General features: G+C 47.8%; 17 protein-coding genes. All 17 read left to right on the forward strand.

Going from position 1 to position 19452, the window contains the following annotated elements; translation table 11 throughout:
• The first annotated feature begins 12 nt into the window (after nucleotides 1-12).
• The 17 genes from CVV54_00070 to CVV54_00150 all read left to right on the forward strand — a co-directional run bounded on the left by CVV54_00070 (nucleotide 13) and on the right by CVV54_00150 (nucleotide 19448).
• Nucleotides 13-417 carry a hypothetical protein gene (locus tag CVV54_00070; GenBank protein ID PKL05263.1) on the forward strand — a complete coding sequence of 135 codons (405 nt, stop codon included), beginning with the start codon at nucleotides 13-15 and terminating at the stop codon, nucleotides 415-417.
• A 53-nt stretch (nucleotides 418-470) separates the two neighbouring features.
• Nucleotides 471-953, forward strand: a complete 483-nt coding sequence (locus tag CVV54_00075) for an Asp23/Gls24 family envelope stress response protein (protein ID PKL05264.1) — start codon at nucleotides 471-473, stop codon at nucleotides 951-953.
• A 73-nt stretch (nucleotides 954-1026) separates the two neighbouring features.
• Nucleotides 1027-1500, forward strand: a complete 474-nt coding sequence (locus CVV54_00080) for a hypothetical protein (GenBank protein ID PKL05265.1) — start codon at nucleotides 1027-1029, stop codon at nucleotides 1498-1500.
• 9 nt (nucleotides 1501-1509) lie between these two features.
• The gene (nusB, locus tag CVV54_00085; GenBank protein PKL05266.1) at nucleotides 1510-1938 is read left to right on the forward strand and encodes a transcription antitermination factor NusB; all 429 of its coding nucleotides are present in this window, start codon (nucleotides 1510-1512) and stop codon (nucleotides 1936-1938) included.
• 6 nt (nucleotides 1939-1944) lie between these two features.
• On the forward strand, nucleotides 1945-3165 hold the full coding sequence (gene xseA, locus CVV54_00090) for an exodeoxyribonuclease VII large subunit (GenBank protein PKL05267.1): 1221 nt from the start codon (nucleotides 1945-1947) through the stop codon (nucleotides 3163-3165).
• A 102-nt stretch (nucleotides 3166-3267) separates the two neighbouring features.
• Nucleotides 3268-4269 (forward strand): S-methyl-5-thioribose-1-phosphate isomerase, encoded by a 1002-nt coding sequence (mtnA, locus tag CVV54_00095; GenBank protein PKL05268.1) that lies wholly within the window; start codon nucleotides 3268-3270, stop codon nucleotides 4267-4269.
• 190 nt (nucleotides 4270-4459) lie between these two features.
• Complete coding sequence (locus CVV54_00100; GenBank protein ID PKL05269.1) at nucleotides 4460-5710, forward strand: adenosylhomocysteinase; 1251 nt, start codon at nucleotides 4460-4462, stop codon at nucleotides 5708-5710.
• A complete protein-coding gene (locus CVV54_00105) occupies nucleotides 5710-6990 on the forward strand; it encodes an amidohydrolase (protein ID PKL05270.1) in 1281 nt (426 codons plus the stop codon). The genes CVV54_00100 and CVV54_00105 overlap by 1 nt, the downstream gene beginning before the upstream one ends.
• A gap of 155 nt (nucleotides 6991-7145) precedes the next feature.
• Nucleotides 7146-9794, forward strand: coding sequence for an alanine--tRNA ligase (locus tag CVV54_00110; GenBank protein ID PKL05271.1), 2649 nt, complete (start codon nucleotides 7146-7148; stop codon nucleotides 9792-9794).
• A gap of 10 nt (nucleotides 9795-9804) precedes the next feature.
• The gene (locus tag CVV54_00115) at nucleotides 9805-10221 is read left to right on the forward strand and encodes a Holliday junction resolvase RuvX (GenBank protein ID PKL05272.1); all 417 of its coding nucleotides are present in this window, start codon (nucleotides 9805-9807) and stop codon (nucleotides 10219-10221) included.
• A 26-nt stretch (nucleotides 10222-10247) separates the two neighbouring features.
• Nucleotides 10248-12806, forward strand: a complete 2559-nt coding sequence (locus tag CVV54_00120) for a DNA mismatch repair protein MutS (protein ID PKL05602.1) — start codon at nucleotides 10248-10250, stop codon at nucleotides 12804-12806.
• A complete protein-coding gene (locus tag CVV54_00125) occupies nucleotides 12803-14530 on the forward strand; it encodes a DNA mismatch repair protein MutL (protein ID PKL05273.1) in 1728 nt (575 codons plus the stop codon). Before CVV54_00120 ends, CVV54_00125 begins: the two co-directional genes overlap by 4 nt.
• 8 nt (nucleotides 14531-14538) lie before the next feature.
• Nucleotides 14539-15495: a tRNA (adenosine(37)-N6)-dimethylallyltransferase MiaA gene (locus CVV54_00130; GenBank protein ID PKL05603.1), complete on the forward strand. Its 957-nt coding sequence runs from the start codon at nucleotides 14539-14541 to the stop codon at nucleotides 15493-15495.
• A 1-nt stretch (nucleotide 15496) separates the two neighbouring features.
• Nucleotides 15497-16330 carry a 4-hydroxy-3-methylbut-2-enyl diphosphate reductase gene (gene ispH / locus CVV54_00135; GenBank protein ID PKL05274.1) on the forward strand — a complete coding sequence of 278 codons (834 nt, stop codon included), beginning with the start codon at nucleotides 15497-15499 and terminating at the stop codon, nucleotides 16328-16330.
• Nucleotides 16331-16347: 17 nt separating this feature from the next.
• Nucleotides 16348-17910: a 30S ribosomal protein S1 gene (locus CVV54_00140; protein PKL05275.1), complete on the forward strand. Its 1563-nt coding sequence runs from the start codon at nucleotides 16348-16350 to the stop codon at nucleotides 17908-17910.
• A gap of 109 nt (nucleotides 17911-18019) precedes the next feature.
• Complete coding sequence (gene def, locus CVV54_00145) at nucleotides 18020-18520, forward strand: peptide deformylase (protein ID PKL05276.1); 501 nt, start codon at nucleotides 18020-18022, stop codon at nucleotides 18518-18520.
• A complete protein-coding gene (locus CVV54_00150; protein PKL05277.1) occupies nucleotides 18513-19448 on the forward strand; it encodes a methionyl-tRNA formyltransferase in 936 nt (311 codons plus the stop codon). Before def ends, CVV54_00150 begins: the two co-directional genes overlap by 8 nt.
• Nucleotides 19449-19452 lie beyond the last annotated feature (4 nt).

The raw sequence follows: 19452 nt of genomic DNA on the forward strand, positions 1-19452 counted from the left end.
GGAGGGTTCCTGATGAGCTCACGTGAAAAGATAGCGTACCTTAGGGGATTGATCGACGGGCAGAAAGTAGCTGATACGCCTGAGAAGGAGAAGTTTTTTGCTGCATTGGTAGACGCCCTTGACTCATTGGCTGAGGCAATGGAAGAGCACGAAGAAGTCCACAATGAGCTTAATGACTACCTCGAACAGCTTGATGAGGATGTAAGTGAGCTTGAGGATGATCTCGACGCACTTATCGAGGATGAGTACGATGATGAAGACGACGAAGATTACGAGGACTTTGATGAGGAAGAGTACGCCTCAGTGACATGTCCCGAGTGCGGTAAGGATTTCTACTATGAGCCGGCTGCCTACGAAGAAGACGAGGATCTTCTCTGTCCTCATTGCGGTAAGCCTTTCAAATATCCTGAAGATTAAATTTATATCAGAAAATAATATACAGTTAGTTGTCGATAAGGAGGAATAACCGCATGGTCGCGAACAATAAAGAGGAATTTGTAGTAAGCGAAACCGGTGAGACCGAAGAGATCGCTGCTGGGAACACTATCGATCAGTCTAACCTTGAAGGAAAGATCCGGATCTCGGAAGACGTGATAGCCCAGCTTGCTACAAAGGCTCTGAACAGCGTTGAAGGTGTTACTCCTGCAAATCCAGGGCTTATGGCCAACCTGCGTCTTGGAAGAAAAACAGTCAACGGTGTAAGGATAACTATCTCTGACGGAGATGCGCCTGAGATAGTTGTAGATGCATATATTGCTGTCAAGTACGGACTTCGTATCCCTGATGTATGCTGGGACGTTCAGGAGGCAGTAAAGGAACAGATAGAACGCTTTACAGGCTATACTATCAAGGGCGTAAATGTTTACGTACAGGGAGTAACTTTCGGTGATAAAAAAGAGACTTCTGCAGCTCATGCAGAGGCCGTTTACAACACATTTACCGAAGAGGCCTGATCCAACCGAAATTACGAAAGAAGGCCGGTTTCCTGGATGAGAAACCGGCCTTCTCAATTAAGAGGTGAATAAGATGCTCTTTTTATGGACGACAACCAAGCTGGGCAAAATTTGGGTCGACGGAGACTCGTTACGCCACATCATCTCCAAGAGACTGCCGGAAGGTTTTTACTGCCAGGAAATTTCTTTTATCGGAGATCAAAACCTTTTGAATATTTATATTACCATGCCTGAGGGTGACAATGAAGAAGACAAGGTAAGACTGGAAAAGAAGTTTACCGACATCTTCACCAAGTCAGGAATGGCGGTCCATATAAACTGGATAAACATAGCACCTCAGGACAATCCCAAAATTAATCCCGTATGGACTCTGCCATTATTCTGGGCCGGCGCAGCGGCTGCACTGACCGCAATAGTGCACCTTGGGCTCAAGGGCATCCTGTGGTCACTTTTTGCTGCGTTGATCGGCTATGGGATCTCTTGGATACTGCTCACCGAGGACGGCAAAAAACAGGTTTCAACTCTGATGCAGCAATTCAGGAGATGATATTTGAAGATGTCGTCTAAGTCACAAATGCGCCACAGATCACGTGAAATTGCGCTCCAATTAATCTACCAGCTGGATGTGAGACCTTCCGCAAATATTGATGAAGCCATTGAGCTTTACCCTTCAGAGGGAGAGGCTGATGGTGTATTTGATTATGCATGTGAGCTGGTAAGGGGAGTAATGGAAAACATGGATGCTATCTCAGATTTGCTAAGGGAAAACATTATTGGCTGGAGGCCGGAAAGAATGGTTGCCGTCGATAAGGTAGCTATATCAATGGCTCTCTATGAGGGGATCATATCTAAAAAGGTGCCGGTCGCGGTCTCAATTTCTGAGGCAGTTCAGCTTGCCAAAGTTTTTGGTACAGAAGAATCCGGACGCTTCGTAAATGGTGTTCTGGGGAGGATCGTCAGAAAGGAAGAGTCTCTCTCGAACTGAGCAGCCATGTTTAAATATGAAAAAGATGCGATATTTACAGTTGATGAGGTCACAAACAAGATCCGAGAAGCTATATATGCTTCCGGTGAACTTCAGAATATCTCCGTAAAAGGAGAGCTTCTTGGATTCAAGAAACACTCCAGCGGTCATGCATATTTTACAATAATCGGTGCAGAGGCACGGATATCCTGTGTCCTCTTCCGTTCTAACGCTTCCTCTGTAATCCTCTGGCCCAAAGACGGAGATGAGGTGCTTGTCCGCGGCAAAGTTGACGTCTACGGAGCAAGGGGCTCATACCAGATATATGCTTCGACCCTTCTGCCGCTTGGCGAAGGAGCAAAAACAAGGGCTAAGGAGATCCTCTTCAAACAGCTTACAGCAGAAGGGATCTTCGATGTCAGACATAAGAGGGAACTCCCTCTCTTTCCCGTAAAAGTAGCTCTCATTACCTCACCCACAAGCGCAGCGGTACAGGATGTAATAAAGATCGCATCAATAAGATACCCTGCTTCGGAGCTGCTTGTGATCCCAAGTCTTATGCAGGGCGCGGCAGCTTCTTCGGAAATAAGGGATGCTTTCTCAAAGTGCGCCTCTTTTCAGGACATCTCACTCGTGATGCTTGTAAGGGGAGGGGGAAGCCGGGACGACCTGGATATTTTTGACAGCGAAGAAGTTGTCAGGTCTGTCAGGTCATGTCCTGTTCCTGTAATTACGGGACTTGGTCATCAAATTGACAAGACTCTTTCTGATCTGGCAGCTGATGCGTACGCGCCGACACCATCAGGAGCTGCAGAGAGAGTTTTTCCAGATTCCAAAGAACTCACAGCCTACTTAAAAAGTTCTATGCGGACGATGCATGCCCATATGAACAAGAGAGCTGCAAAGATCAGCTCGGAATTGATCGATTCAAAGAGAAGGCTCCTTTTCAGCATCACCAGAGGAGTGTGCCTCCCTGCGTCGGAATTTTTGAACAATGTTCAGGGTTCTCTCACGTCGAATATCACATACAAGATGTCAGAGGCAGAAGCGAAGCTCACTTCTGCAGCCGGTACCTTAAACAACCTTTCGCCACTAAGCGTAATGTCAAGAGGCTTTGCGATATGCAGGGACTCTGAAGGAAATATGATCAAAGATGCATCCTCACTTGCTGAGCATCAGAGAGTAGGCATATACTTCAGGGACGGACATGCAGAGACAGAAGTAAAAAGCATCTGCATAGAGAACTGATGATCGGGGAGGACTCCCCGGAACTCACTGGAAAAACTGCTGTTATTTACTGTAAAACATTATTTAAACAGTTAACGAATAAGTACATAAGAGGTGAGCCTGTTGCTGCCTGAAACAATAGAATGGATCAGCGAAGCCCCGATGCTCCGGCTTCTTGACCAGAGAAAAATACCGGCTTCTGTGGGATTTGTGGACTGTCGTACTTATGAGGAGACAGCCAGGGCAATAGAGGACATGACAGTAAGAGGTGCCCCTGCCATAGGAGTAGCTGCGGCTTATGGCGTCGTATTGGCAGCGCATTCAGGCCTGTCAATTATCGATGATGCACTTTCAAGGCTTTCTGCAACAAGACCGACAGCAGTCAACCTCTTTTGGTCCATTGAAAAAATGCGTTTTGTTTACAACGAACACAAAAATTCCCCGGAATTATATTCATTGCTTGAATCAGAGGCAATAATGATCGATAGAGAAGACCGTGAGATCAACAGAAGGATCGGTGCTCATGGAGCTGTGCTGCTTCCGGATAAAGCTTCTGTCATAACTCACTGCAACGCCGGAGCACTTGCCACTTCCGGTTACGGCACGGCTCTTGGTGTTTTCAGGGCCGCAAGGGATGCCGGCAAGCAGATAAAAGTCTACGCAGATGAGACAAGGCCGCGTTTTCAGGGAGGAAGGCTCACTGCTTTTGAATTGTGTGAGGATGGATTTGACGTAACAGTCATATGCGATTCTATGTCAGCCTTTCTAATGTCAAGGGAGAAGATAGACGCTGTAATTACCGGTGCAGACAGAATAGCACTTAACGGAGACACGGCAAATAAGATCGGCACCTATGGGCTTGCAATTTCGGCAAAATGGCATAATGTTCCTTTTTATATTGCTGCTCCTATCAGTACTGTAGATTTTAACTGCCCCAATGGAAATTCTATCCCCATTGAAGAGAGAGACCACATGGAAGTTAAGATGATCGGCAGTGAAATTCTGGTCCACGAGGGTGCCAAGGTATGGAACCCGGCCTTTGACGTTACTCCTGCAGATCTGATAAAAGGGATAATAACCGAGGCCGGCATAATTGAACCGTCAAGAATAAAAGAGCTACAATAAACAACAGCTTAACATGCTGTTGAGTGGTAATATTAAAGCAAGGCAATGCTTTGATATGTTTTTGGATGATTTCATTCACTTTATGGCAATAGTGTAGGAGTGGTGCCCTTGGTCTATATAAATCCACGCGGCGTATATGTGTTGTTTTTCTTGAAAGGGGCGAAATGCCCGGCAGGAAGGAGGCAGTATTGTGAAAAACGAATTTAGGATTGCTGACATGAGCCTGGCTCCGGAAGGACACAGAAGGATAGAGTGGGCATGGGAGTATATGCCTGTGCTAAGGCTTATTGCTGAGAGGGAAGAAAAATACAGGCCGCTTGACGGGCTTGTAATAGGATGCTGCCTGCATCTTGAGGCTAAGACAGCCTGTCTTTTAAAAGTAATGAACAAACTTGGAGCAACTGTAGCAGTAGCCGGAAGCAATCCGCTTTCAACACAGGACACGATCTGCGCGGCCCTGGCTGAGGAAGGAATACATGTATTCAGCCGCAGAGGCATGACTCCTCAGGAATACTCCGAAAACATAGTGGAAATGCTCAAATGGGATCCTCAGATAATAATTGATGACGGCGGCGACGTCGTTTCGATGATAATAGACAAGAGAAGGGACCTAATTCCAAACTTGCTTGGCGGATGCGAAGAGACCACTACGGGGATAAAGCGTCTTAAAGCCATGCATTGTGAAGGAGTATTGCCTTTCCCGATGCTGGCAGTAAATGATGCCCAGAGCAAATACCTTTTCGATAACAGGTACGGAACAGGTCAGTCTGTCTGGGATGCGATCCTCAGGACCACCAACCTTATCGTGGCAGGCAAAAATGTTGTCATTGCAGGATATGGCTGGTGCGGAAAGGGCGCTGCCAAGAGAGCGGCAGGTCTGGGTGCAAGGGTCATAGTTGTAGAGGTAGATCCCCACAGGGCACTTGAGGCGCTGATGGATGGTTTTGATGTTATGGACATGCTTGATGCTTCAAAGGTCGGGGATGTTTTCATTACAGTCACAGGCAACACAAAAGTCATCCGCAAAGAACACTTTATGCGCATGAAAGACGGAGTGCTCCTCTGCAACGCGGGCCACTTTGACGTGGAGGTCTGCATTCCCGATCTTGCCGAACTCGCTGTTGACGTGAAGGCATCGCGTGACAATATCCAGACTTACATACTTCCGGTAGGCCGCAGGATCCACCTTCTAGGTGAAGGAAGACTGGTCAACCTGGCAGCAGGGGACGGGCATCCTGTCGAAATAATGGATCTGAGTTTTGCTATGCAGCTGCTCTCTTGCCTTTATATAAGCTGCAACAAACTGGAACCGGGTCTATACAACGTTCCGGCAGAGCTTGACAAGAGGGTGGCCGAGCTAAAGCTTGAATCGCTCGGCATAAGCATTGAACGGCTTACACAGGAGCAAAAGGAATACCTGGCAGCATGGAGAGAGATTTAATGAAACAGCAATACAGAAATGTCGTTGTCTGGGACTCTGAGAGCTCTTCCGCCAAACTGTGCGATGTCGCGACCGAAGGTGACAGGATATCCTCCATCCTCCCGGCCGGGGCCCTCAGTTCCGGATGTGCATACGAGGGAAGAGGCAATACAGCTCTGATCCCCGGTTTTGTGAATGCACACGGGCATGCTGCGATGACTCTGCTGAGAGGACTTGGAGAAGAACTGCCTCTTATGGAATGGCTTCAGAAACGCATCTGGCCGGTTGAAAACAACCTTGACGGAGATCTTGTCAAAGCAGGGACCGCACTGGGTATATTGGAGATGCTCTCTACAGGTACCACCTGTTTTGCAGACATGTACTTTTTCATGGACAAAGTTGCGGAGGCTGCCCTTGAAAACGGAATGAGATGCGGACTTTCGCGGGGCATAGTAGGTGACAGCGACAGAAGCAAGTTAAAGGAAAACCTTAAGTTCGCAGAGGACTACAACGGCAGGGATGGATTGATCAACGTCCAGCTCGGCCCACACGCTCCGTATACAGTTCCTTTCGACCTGATGACAGAGATTGCAGATAGAGCGAAAGAGACCGGACTGGGGGTCCAGCTCCACTGGCTCGAAACGTCTTCTGAGTGGAGCATAAGCGGCCTGGAAGGGAAAATGACTCCTGAGGAGTATCTTTCCGAAACAGGCATGATCGATGTGCCTAACCTCCTGCTGGCGCATTGTGTATGGGTGGAGAAGGGTTCTGCAGCTTTCTATGCGAGGAACAACGTTACTTTCGCTCACAACCCCGAAAGTAATCTCAAACTGGGCAGCGGTATAGCCCCTCTTCCTGAATTCCTCAAAGCCGGGGTCAGAATCGCTATCGGTACAGACGGTGCCGCAAGCAACAACAGGCTGGACATTTGGGATGAGCTTCGCTGTGCGGCATTGATCCACAAGGGTGTGACTAATGATCCGACCCTTGTGACATCTGCCGAGGTCCTTAAGATGGCTACGGTAAACGGAGCAAAGGCACTTGGATTCAGAGATACAGGACTTATTAAAGAGGGATACAAGGCGGATATGATACTTATTGACCTCGACCAACCGCATTATGTAGGCTGGGACAATGATAATCTTCCCGGTTTTCTTGTTTATGCGGGATCTTCTTCAGATGTTAAGGCTACTGTTGTGGCAGGAAGAATACTTTATGAAAATGGAACGTTCACAGAAATCGACAAGGACAGGGTAATTTCTGAAGCAAAATCGGCGCGCAGAAAACTTACCGGCTGCTGATATTTTTATAGGACGGTCGTTTTTCCTTAACGTGGATCTGGCACAAAAACCCCAGATCCGCGTATAATTATTTGATGCAAAAATTACAAAGACCTTACGCCTTTCTTATCCGGATGGAATACGGCTTTGATCTTTTATTACAGGGGGCAGCTTAAATGCAATACAGAAGCGGAAAAGAATTAAGGGAACTATTTCTTTCATATTTCGAGGAAAAGGGATGCAAAAGGTACCGCAGTTTTTCACTGGTGCCGGATGATCCTACGCTGCTTTTCACAATTGCGGGAATGGTCCCTTTCAAACAATACTTCCTTGGACTGAAGACCCCTGAGGTGAAAAGAGCTACTACGGCACAGAAGTGCGTAAGGACCAACGACATTGAGAATGTCGGACGCACTGCGAGGCATCACACATTTTTCGAGATGCTGGGAAACTTCAGTTTTGGAGATTACTTTAAAGAGGAAATAATCCCATGGGCGTGGGAATTTCTTACAGAACGTGTAGGACTCGAACCGGACAGGCTTTATGCAACGATCTATCTTGACGATGATGAAGCACACGATATATGGCGCGACAAAGTAGGGCTTCCTGAAAACAGGATAGTACGACTCGGAGCGGATGATAATTTCTGGGCTGCCGGACCTGTCGGTCCGTGCGGACCATGCTCTGAAATAATATACGATCAAGGACCGGAATTTTCGTGCGGAAAACCCACATGCACTGTGGGATGCGACTGTGACCGCTACCTGGAGATATGGAACCTCGTCTTTATGCAGTACAACAGGGATGAAGCAGGGAACCTTACTCCTCTTCCCAACAAGAATATCGATACAGGAATGGGGCTTGAGAGACTGTCATCAGTTGTCCAGAGAGTGCCGAACGACTTCGAGACGGACCTTTTCCGTCCGATAATCGACAAGGCATGCGAGCTTGGCGGAGTCAAATATGGAGAAGATCCTAAAAAAGATATGGCGGTAAAGGTCATTTCAGACCATATAAGGGCATCAGCATTTATGATAGCAGATGGAATACTGCCCACAAACGATGGCGGAGGATATGTCCTAAGGCGCCTTATCAGGCGTAGCGCCCGCTACGGGAAACTGCTCGGAATAGACAGGCCCTTCCTTACCGAACTTCTTCCCGCCGTTCGAAAATCGATCGGCGACGAATACACTGAACTCGTCGAACAGGCCTGTGCCATCGAGCAGATACTGAAGACAGAAGAGGAACGTTTTACTAAGACACTTTCACAGGGAAGCGACCTTCTTGAATCAGAGATCAGGCAGCTTAAGAAAAAAGATATCAACACACTTCCCGGCAGCGTTGCCTTTGTCCTTTACGATACTTACGGATTCCCGCTTGAACTCACAGAAGAGATGTGCGAAGAAGAGGGCATCGGCGTTGATAAGGAAGGTTTCAACAAAGCGATGGACGACCAGCGTGAGCGTGCAAGGGCCTCGAGTAAGCAGACCAGTTCAGTCATTTCAAAAAATGCTTATACTGAATTAGCAGACATATTGGGTCCAAGCAGTTTTTGTGGTTACGATCGAACGTCCTGTGACGCTAAAGTAATAGCGATAATTTTTGAAGGGAAAGAAAAGGATTTCATTGCGGAAGGTGAAAGTGCGGACATAGTTCTCTCTGACACACCTTTCTACGGCGAAAAGGGCGGACAGGTTGGCGACACCGGTGTAATTACAGCAGAAAATGTAATTTTCGAGGTAGAGGACACCATTTATCCTGTAAACGACCTCATCGTCCACAGAGGCAGACTGCTTAAGGGAAGTATCAAGAAAAACCAGACAGTGACAGCGTCTATTGATGTTGCAAGAAGAAAAAACATTCAGAGACACCATACGGCGACACACCTTGTACACGAGGCCCTTTCCAAAGTCCTCGGACAGCATGTGAGGCAGGCCGGATCTATCGTGACTCCTACGTTCCTGCGTTTCGACTTCAACCATTTTGCTCCGCTTACGACAGATCAGCTGCGTGAGGTCGAATCCATTGTCTATGAGCAGGTCCTTTCAAATCTGCCCGTAAATACGTCCATCATGCCTATTGAAGATGCAAAAAAGACCGGAGCAAAGGCGCTCTTTGACGAAAAATACGGTGACGAGGTAAGGGTGCTCGAAATACCCGGATACTCATCTGAACTTTGCGGAGGTACACATGTAAAAGCAACAGGTGAGATCGGGGTGGTCAAGATCATACGTGAAGAGGGAATAGGCTCAGGCGTTAGGCGTATCAACGCAATAGCGGGACAAAATGCCCTACAGACCTTTCAGCGTTTCAGCTACCTGTCAGGAACTATGATGTCGATGCTGGGCGAAGATCTTGATTCAGTCCTTGGCAGAGTAGAAGATCTTCTCGATGAAAAAAAGATACTTGAGAGAAAAAACAGGGAGCTGCAGGTCAAAGCAGCCATGTCCGATATTGAAGAGAGCATCAAACCTTGTGCCAGCGTCAACGGAGTAGATCTCATAATGGAAAAGTTTGAAAACATGAACCCTGATCTTCTGAGGCAGGTCGGCGACAGGATAAAGCAGAAATACCCGGTCGCGGTGATACTGCTTGCAGGAATAGGGGAAGAAAAACACGTGACGCTGACCTCCATGGCAAGTGAAGAAGCTGTGAGCAAAGGGATCAGGGCGGATGAGTTCCTGAAGGAAATAGCTGACCTTATTGGCGGAAGAGGGGGAGGAAGACCCACTCTCGCGCAGGGCAGGGCTCCTGATGCCGGCAGACTTAACGAGGCTATTACAAAAGCCCCTGAAATTTTTGCCAGACTTGCTGCAAAAGGCTGAGGCCATATAGTTGGAGAGGATAGTTGCAGTTGATATAGGATCTGTAAGGGTCGGTGTCGCTGTAAGTGATCCATTTGGATCTTTTGCGCAGGCTCTGACCGTTCTCAGCACAAAGAACGACTGGATAGAGGAACTCAAAAAAATCATGGATACCTACCGGACGACAAAACTTCTGGTGGGTCTTCCACTCAGGACCGGCGGAAATGAGGGGCCTGAAGCTCTGAATATAAGAGAAGTTGCTGATACTATCGTCGGCAGATATCCCGGTTTAGAAATAATTTTTTTGGATGAGCGCTTTACAACAGTAATAGCGCAGCAGTCCCTCATAGAGGGAGATGTCTCGAGGAAAGGCCGAAAACAAAGGGTAGACATGGTCGCAGCCTCTCTTCTCCTTCAGAGTTACCTAGACAAGGGGAGGACTGTATAGACTTGGAACTTCCGCAGGGGACTAAAATGACCCCCATGCTGGAACAGTACATGTACTGGAAAGAGCAGTACCCTGACTCTCTTCTTTTTTTTCGCATGGGTGATTTCTATGAAATGTTTTTTGAGGATGCACAGATCGCATCCTCAGTTCTTGATATTGCCCTCACATCACGTTCCCGTGAAGCAGAGAACGCCATCCCTATGGCAGGCGTTCCCTTCCACTCGGTCGATCCTTATCTTGGAAGGCTGGTAGCCGCAGGGTACAGGGTCGCCATATGCGAGCAGGTAACAGTTCCTGACGGAAAGACTCTGGTCAGGAGAGAAGTAACAAGATTAGTGACACCCGGTACTTGGCTGTCAGACAGCTCAGAGTCAGACGGAAACCTTGCCGCCTGTTTTTTTGACGGGAAAAATGTCTCACTGGCTCTCCTCACTACGGCAACAGGCAGTTTAAAAGCCGGTACCTTCAATACTGAAGAGGCATCATCTCTCCTCTGTTCTTTCCGCCCTGATGAAATACTGATCCGAAAGGGACAGATCAACTGTCTTTCTGAAATTTATCCCGACCAGGGCCGCCTCAATATATTTGAAAGAGAAAAGGGAGAATTCGACCCAAGGGCAGGCTCAGAATGGCTCTGCAGAAAGTGGGGGATAGCCTCCCTCAGCTGTATGGGAATCGACGACAGGGATCCTTCCGCAGGCGCATCAGCGGCAGTTTTGAGATATCTGGAAGAGACCCAGTTTTCCCAGGCCCTGCATGTTACGTGTATCACGCCCATCATGCCGGCGCAATCGCTCATTCTTGACAGGAACACAGTAAACAACCTTGAACTGACGGAACCATCTGACATCTCGCTTTTTTCTGTCCTGAACAGATGCCGTACTGCAATGGGCAGGAGAACTCTCAAAGAATGGATACTCTCTCCCCTTCAGGACATAGGTACAATTGAACAAAGACAGGATTCCATTGAAGAGCTTGTAAATGACCATTCTACGCGTGGGGAACTGCAGCGTCGCCTCTCATCGTGCGGAGACATGGAAAAGGCGATAAGCAGGCTGACCCTGAAGATGGGATCTCCATCTGATCTTGTAACTATAAGGGAAACTATCCGTGCGCTGCCTATGCTGAAATCATTGATGTCCCAAAATGATAGACTGAGGAGATGGACTCTGGGTGTGGATGATCTGGAAGGACTTTTCTCTCTTCTAGAATCTTCGATCGCAGAAACCGTTCCTCGTTTCGCCAGGGACGGAGGAGTTATTAGAGAAGGGTATGACAAGGATCTGGACGAATGGAGAGACAAGGCGGCCCATTCCTCCGAATGGCTTCATAGATTTGAGGAAAGCGAAAGACAGAGGACGGGCATAAAAAACCTGAAGGCCGGAGTAAACAAGGTCTTCGGTTATTACATAGAGATACCCAAAGGCGGGCTGGATAAAGCTCCTGCAGAATATATCAGAAAACAGACACTCGTAAACGCAGAACGCTTCATTACCGAAGAGCTCAAAATATTTGAAAAAGAGATGTTCAGATCCGAAGAAGAAATTCTCTCAATAGAGGAAAGGATATACTCCGAGATCGTTGAAGCAGCTCTTTCAAAGAGTCTGGATATTCTTAACGCAGCAAAATTCATCGCCGCAGCAGACCTTTTTTCTTCGCTGGCTGAAATTGCTTCAGAACGAAGGTATGTAAGGCCGGTCATGGAAATGGGTACAGACTTTATCGTAAAGAACGGAAGGCACCCTGTAATAGAGGTAATGCTTGGGAACCGTCCCTTCACGCCGAATGATCTTTCACTGAGCATGGTTTCAGGAAAAAGGATAGCTATAATCACAGGCCCGAACATGGCCGGAAAGTCGACCTATCTTCGAATGGCAGCCCTTATTGCCATAATGGCTCATATGGGTTCCTTCGTCCCTGCAGAGAGTGCAAAGATCGGGATAATTGACCGTGTATTTACGAGAATAGGCGCGCGCGATGAACTTGCAAGAGGGCAGAGTACCTTCATGGTGGAAATGGTGGAGACCGCGAATATCCTTCGAAATGCAACAGACAGGAGCCTTGTCATACTTGACGAGGTCGGAAGGGGCACCTCTACTTATGATGGACTCAGCATCGCCTGGTCAGTCATAGAATACCTTCAGGGACAGGAAGGAAGAATGGCTGCTGTACTTTTTGCTACTCATTATCACGAACTTACGAAACTTGCCGGAAAGCTTCCCGGAGTAACAAACCTCAGTATGGCGGTAGAAGAGGGCAAAGAGGGAGTCACCTTCCTCCATAAAGTTGTCGAGTCCCCCTCTGACAGGTCCTACGGCATAGAGGTAGCGAGGCTTGCAGGAGTACCGTCCCTGGTTCTCAGGAGATCAAAAGAACTGCTTGCAGGTTTTGAGGCTGCTGCAAATGAACAGAAGTCTTCTTTGCCGGTCAACGAAGAGAGTCAGATGAAGCTGTTTGATGTGGGGCATGAGGCCATACTTGAAGAACTCGCTGCTTCGGATCCGGATGAAATGACCCCTATGGAAGCTCTTCAGATCGTTTACAGGCTAAGAAAAGAGAGCCGGAAGGTGCTGGGATTCAAATGATAAAACGTCTTGACAGCGAAGTATCAAGCAGGATAGCCGCGGGTGAGGTGATCGAACGGCCCTCGTCAGTTGCCAAGGAGCTTATTGAAAACTCAATAGACGCCTCAGCGCAAAATATAACCCTTTACATTGAGCAGGGGGGGAAGTCATCTTTCGTCATAGAAGATGACGGATGCGGCATTCCCTTTGAGGAACTTCCCCTTGCGCTGGAACGGTATGCAACCAGCAAAATTTCTACACTTGATGACTTGGAAAGGATATCAACCCTCGGCTACAGGGGAGAGGCCCTTTCAAGCGTTGCCGCTGTGAGCAGGATGGAGATCCGCAGCAGGGAACGGACATCTGAAACCGGTGGAATAATTAAGTGTGAGGGGGGTGCGGTAATTCTACACACGGAAAGCCCTACCCACCCCGGAACAAGGATCCAGGTAGACGATCTCTTTTACAACCTTCCCGCGAGGCGCAAGTTCCTCAAAACCGCATCTGCTGAACTCAGGAGGATACTGCAGGTCGTAAACGATTACGCGCTTGTCAATCCGGAACTGACCTTCAGGGTCTTCTCTGACGGAAAGAGGATACTGGAGCTGCTGCCGCCGGGATCGACAGACAAAGCGCTTGAAAGGCGCTGGGGTGACGAAACGCCCATATACAGCTCAGCGACATCCTTTAACTCCAACAATGTGAAAATATGGTGGAATCCGATCCCGGACAGCAGACGCACGGTGATTACTATCTTTGTCAACGCAAGAAGGATCCAGGATCCTACTATAAGATCAGCAGTGTGCGGAGGAGAATCGGCTGCTTACGGTGAGTGGCTGGTAATATTGGAGATGCCTCCCGAAGACCTTGATGTGAATATACATCCTGCCAAGGAAGAGGTCCGCTTCAGAAGATCCGGGGACATTTACAAATTAATACTGCAAACGACCCGTAAAATATTTTCCCGAAAATATGCCTTCACGTCGGAGGGTACGCCTCAAATGGAGGAAAAGGCTCCGTTTCCTTTTTCAGAGACGAGGCGCACAGGATGGTTCGACAGAACGGATCCAATGTTCAGCCAAACTCCGTGGAAACCTGTTTCAGAGATAACACAGACTCCTGAAAGGGTCTCCTCACCTGAGACGGCAGTCTTTATACCTGCAGGGAGGCCAGATCCCGTCACTGTTGACGACCGCAAAAATTACATAGGACAGACTGCAAAGGGTTTTCTCATCTTTGACCTTCCCAACGGGATCGCCATAGTTGACCCGCACGCTGCCCATGAGAGGATACTGTACGAGGAGATCGCAGAAAGCTTTAAAGAGGGCATAGCTACACAAAATCTGACAATACCTTTTGAAGTGCCAGCTTCTTTACTGCCCGAGATTAATATATTTTCAAAAGAACTTAACGATCTGGCCTTTATATTTGAGGAAGACCGCCTTGCAGGAGTCCCAATGCTCAGAGGAAGATCTAAACTCTCTCCGCTGGACATGCTTCGTTCAGCTCTTAGGGGCATTGAAGTTGAAAAAGACCCGGAAAAGCGTGACCGGGAGGTATGGTGGAGGATGGCAAGGCTTGCATGCAGGGATGCTGTAAAGCTTGGCAGACGTTTCGAAAGGGAAGAGGCCGAAACGCTTATGGATAAGCTTCAAGCCTGTTCAAGCCCTTTTACGTGTCCTCACGGAAGGCCAACCATTTTTCTTATAGAAAACAGGAAATTAGAGGATTGGTTTGAACGATGACGGAAAACATGCCTATAAAAAAAATACCTGTAATAGCAATAATTGGACCGACAGCTGTCGGCAAGACCAAATTCAGCCTTGAACTGGCACGAAATCTGAATGCTGAGGTCATTTCCGTAGATTCCAGACAGGTCTACAGATACCTTGACGTAGGTACTGATAAAGTTTCACCGGAGATCAGGCATGAGATCCTACATCATCTTATAGATGTAGCTGACCCGGATCAGGTCTATTCTGCGGCGGATTTTGCCTCACAGGCAACAGACGCGATCGACAGAATAAAAAAGAGGAATAGGGTGCCATTGCTGATCGGCGGAACACCTTTTTATTACAAGGCTCTCTGCGGTACGCTCTCTGAAGATCTGCCGAAGGATCCCGCAGTAAGGAAGATCCTTGAAGAAGAGATCAACGAGAGAGGACTTGCTGAACTCCACAGCGAACTAAGGGCTGTCGATCCAACAGCTGCGGAAAAGATACACCCTAACGATCCAGTAAGGACGATGAGGGCACTCGAAATTTACCGTATAACCGGAAGACCGGCAACGTGGTGGTATAAAAACCAGGCAAAAATGGAATCCTCCTTCGACATTTTATACATCGGACTGATAAGGGAGAGATCCAACCTTTACAAAAATATTGCAACTAGGGTAAGGGAGCAGTTTTCCAATGGGTATCCCGAAGAAGTCGAGTGGCTCCTTGCTCAGGGGTATTCTCCATCCCTGCCTGCTCTCCAGGGGTTTGGGTACAGGGAGTTGGTCCGGTATGTCAAAGGCAGTTGTTCTTACGAAGAGGCGCTTGAAGGCGACATACGGTCAACCAAGGCTTTTTCAAGAAGGCAGATGACATGGTTCAAGCACTTTGAGCCTGCCCTGTGGTATGATTTTGACAAATACGAAATGTCTGAAGCAATGGAAAACGTACTGCCTCATTGCATCAGGCATTTGGAACAAGAGGACAAAGAGTGAATTGAAGATCCACATTGCCGACCCGACAGGGCTATGTTTTGGCGTAAGAAGGGCGATATCCAAGCTCGAAGAAGAACTGCTGCGTTCAGAGAAAGTTTATTCTCTGGGAAGCCCGATCCATAACCCTCAGGAGATAGAGCGGCTGGCAAAGATGGGGCTTCTTGTGGTCGAATCAGCTGAAGATGTACCCTTGGGTTCAGTGGCTTTTATCAGAGCCCATGGAGTTACCCCTGTTCAGGCTGAAACTCTTAGGAAAAAATGTATGAAAGTTGTGGACGGTACATGCCCATTTGTCAAAACAGCTCAAAAAAGGGCAAAAGACCTTTCTTCTGAGGGCTATATTGTGGTAATATCAGGAGACAGGGAACACCCCGAAGTAAGGGGAATAATGGGTTATGTTGACGGAGAGGTAGTTGTTATCTCTTCTGATGAGGATATACCTGAAAACCTGAAGGGACGAAAGTGCGGGATACTGAGCCAGACGACACAAAAGGTCGCCTCTTTTATTGCGCTCGTAAGTTCGTTTGTAACATTATCACCGGAGATCAAGGTGTATAATACTATTTGCAAAGCTACTCTTGCCCGCCAGGATTCTGTATGCAGACTTGCTTCAAAAGTCGACGGAATGATAATACTTGGCGGCAGGAACAGTGCCAATACAAAAAAACTTGCCGAGATATCCATGGATGTCGGAGTTTCAACATTATGGATCGAGCATGCAGGAGAAATCGACAGGGGGTGGCTGCAAAACAAAGAAAACATAGGAATAGCTGCGGGAGGCAGTACTCCTGACTGGCTAATAAAAGATCTGATCCAAAATTTAAACATGATGTAAGCAGGAGGATGTTGGGTATGGTTGACGAGCTTCGCACAGAAGACGGACTTGAAACACAGGCAGCACCGGAAAAAGAAGAAACAATGGAAGAAATGATGCAGCAGTTTGACGTGATGGGTGATTTCCATCGCGGAAAGATCCTTGAAGGCACAATAGTTGACGCACGTGAAGACGGATGGCTTGTTGATGTGGGCTACAAATGCGAAGGATTCCTTCCCCGCAAAGAGTGGACACACAAGGTCCTGGTCGAAGAGACCCCGGAGCCGGAAAACGGCGCTAAAGTCAAAGTACAGGTCACAAACATCGGTCAGGGCGAAGATGCACAGCTCAGCCTCAGCCGTTGGCGCTGTGAGTTTGACGAGCGCTGGAACAAGCTTGAAGAAGAAGCTGCAAAGAATGAAACTGTGACCGTAAAGGGCATCCGCAAGGTAAAGGGCGGCCTTATTGTAAGCTGCTACGGGATAGAGGGTTTTATCCCTATATCACACCTTGCCGAGGAAGGGCGTAATGTCAATCCTACGCGCCTCCTTGAACAGGATTTCCAGGTAAAGCTGATCGAAAAGGACCGCCGCAAGCGTCGCCTGGTGCTATCACGCCGCAGCCTTATGGAAGCGGAGATGTCAGAGATCAGACAGTCATTCTATGAGCAGGTCAACGAAGGAGATGTCCTTGAAGGGGATGTAAGCAGCATTACCTCTTTCGGTGTTTTTGTAAATCTTGGTGCAATGGAAGGCCTTGTTCATGTCAGCGAGCTCTCATGGCAGCGCAACGCCAAGGCTAAGGATATTGTCTCTAAAGGCGATCACATCAAAGTCAAAGTGATCGGCATAGACAAGGAGAACAATAGGATCTCCCTCAGCCTGAAACAGACTCTGTCTGATCCCTGGGATACAGCGGCAGAACGCTGGAAACCCGGTGTTGTTGTAGAAGGAACTGTTTCAAACCTGACAGAATTCGGCGCTTTTGTTGAAATAGAACCCGGCATTGAAGGCCTGGTGCATATAGGAGACCTCAGCTGGACAAGAATCAAGCATCCTAAAGAAGTACTCAAGAGGGGCCAGAAGATCGAAGTCTCAGTCCTTGAAGTAGATTCTGACCGCAAACGTATCAGCCTGGGTTACAAACAGCTTTCAGATCCTTGGAAGGATGTTGCGGAGAAATATACCAAAGACATGGAAGTTCCTGTTAAGGTCGTCAGAATCGCTGACTTTGGCGCATTTGTCGAACTTGAAGACGGCATCGAGGGACTGATCCATATATCGCAGATAAGCCAGCAAAGGATAGAGAACCCAAGAGAAGTTCTCTCTGAGGGACAGGAAGTTACAGCCAGGGTACTGGATGTAACTCCGGCAGAACGCAGGATGCGTCTCAGCCTCCGTCCGGCACATGAGGAACCGATCAGAAGGCCGAAATCAGAGGAGACGCCTCAGGCTGACGGCCAGAAAAATGATGACCGTCCGCGCCGCCGCCGCTCAGATTCCGACAAGAGAAGAAACGACAGTCACAGCAATCAGCTTCCTCAGGAAGAGACAAACGTGACGATCGGTGAATTCTTAAAACAGGCAGAAGATTCAGAGTAAACTCTTTTAAGAGTATTACCAGAATAAATTTCATCTTCCCCATGTCTTTTAATGATAGGCATGGGGATTTTCTGTTAAAATATTTATAGTATTATTTGGAGGCGATCTGATGTCTGTCAGAAAAATATGTGTCTATCCGGATCCCATTCTCAGGGAACCGACAGAGGAAATAACTTTGTTTGATGAGGAGCTTGGGATACTCGTCAGCGATATGTGGGAAACCATGCACGTTTCTGATGGTATCGGCCTTGCGGGACCTCAGGTGGGCATAGCAAAAAAAATAGCCGTAATAGAATATAACGGTGAAAAATATGTTCTGATCAACCCAGAAATATCCGAAAGGGAAAATATCAAAACAGTGGAAGAGGGATGCCTGAGCTTCCCCGGGATCTATGAGAAGGTAGAGTCGCCGGAATATATTAAGGTCAGGTATTTCAATGAGAACGGGGAACTCATCGAGAAAGAGATAGAGGGATTCCTTGCATGTGTCTTTTCTCACGAAATTGATCACTTGAACGGAAAACTGCTCATTGACAGGGTCTCGCCGCTAAAAAGACAGTTCCTTAAAAAAAAGATGGCGAAGCAGGCAAAAGAGAATAGCAATGGCTGAAAAACTGCGGTTTGGGTTTTGCGGTTCCGGAAGATTTGCTGCGGAGTGCCTCTCCATTATCACCCAAAAAGCAATGCCGGAATGGGTAGTAACAAATGCACCCAGGCCATCCGGCAGAGGGCTTCATCTCCAGAATACCCCGGTATTTGAAAAAGCAGAGGGACTTGGAATAATAACGAGGACCACATCAAAACTTTCTGCAGACGTAGAAACTATAGAATGGATCAGGAGAGATGTCCCTGATCTTATACTTGTAATAGATTTTGGGCATATGATCAAAGAACCCCTTTTGAATATAGCACCGCTGGGCTGTATAAATATCCACCCCTCTATGCTTCCGGCATACAGAGGATCGGCCCCGGTACAGAGGGCGATCATGGATGGACTCAAAGAGACCGGGGTAACAATATTCAGGCTTGATGAGGGAATGGATTCAGGCCCCATACTTTCACAGATACCTGTTATTATCAGTGATGAAGACGACACAGGATCCCTTCTTATCAAAACATGCAGTGCAGGCTGTGAAAAACTCCAGGAGTATTTGCTTGATATTCCCGCTGAAAGATGGACGTTTGTTGCCCAAACTGAAGATGGAGCGAGCACAGCTCCCAAGATAGACAAGTCCGAGGGAAAGATCGAGTGGAAAAACAGCTCGATAAATTTATTCAACAGGATAAGGGCACTGTGCATTGCACCGGGTACATACTGTGACCATGACGGCAAAAGGCTGCGGATCCACAAAGCAGTACCTGCTTCAGGATCAGGTTCACCGGGTAAACTGATAGAAACAGATGACGGTTTCCCTGTTATAGCATGCGGCAGCGGTTCTCTGAAATTAATGACCGTCCAGCCTGAGGGCAAAAAAGTGCAAAAAGCTGACGAGTGGCTAAGGGGCAGCAGGATGAAGGTCGGCGATATCCTTCACTGAGGAG

The organism is Synergistetes bacterium HGW-Synergistetes-1, assembly GCA_002839185.1.
In the GTDB taxonomy this organism is placed as follows: domain Bacteria; phylum Synergistota; class Synergistia; order Synergistales; family Synergistaceae; genus Caenicola.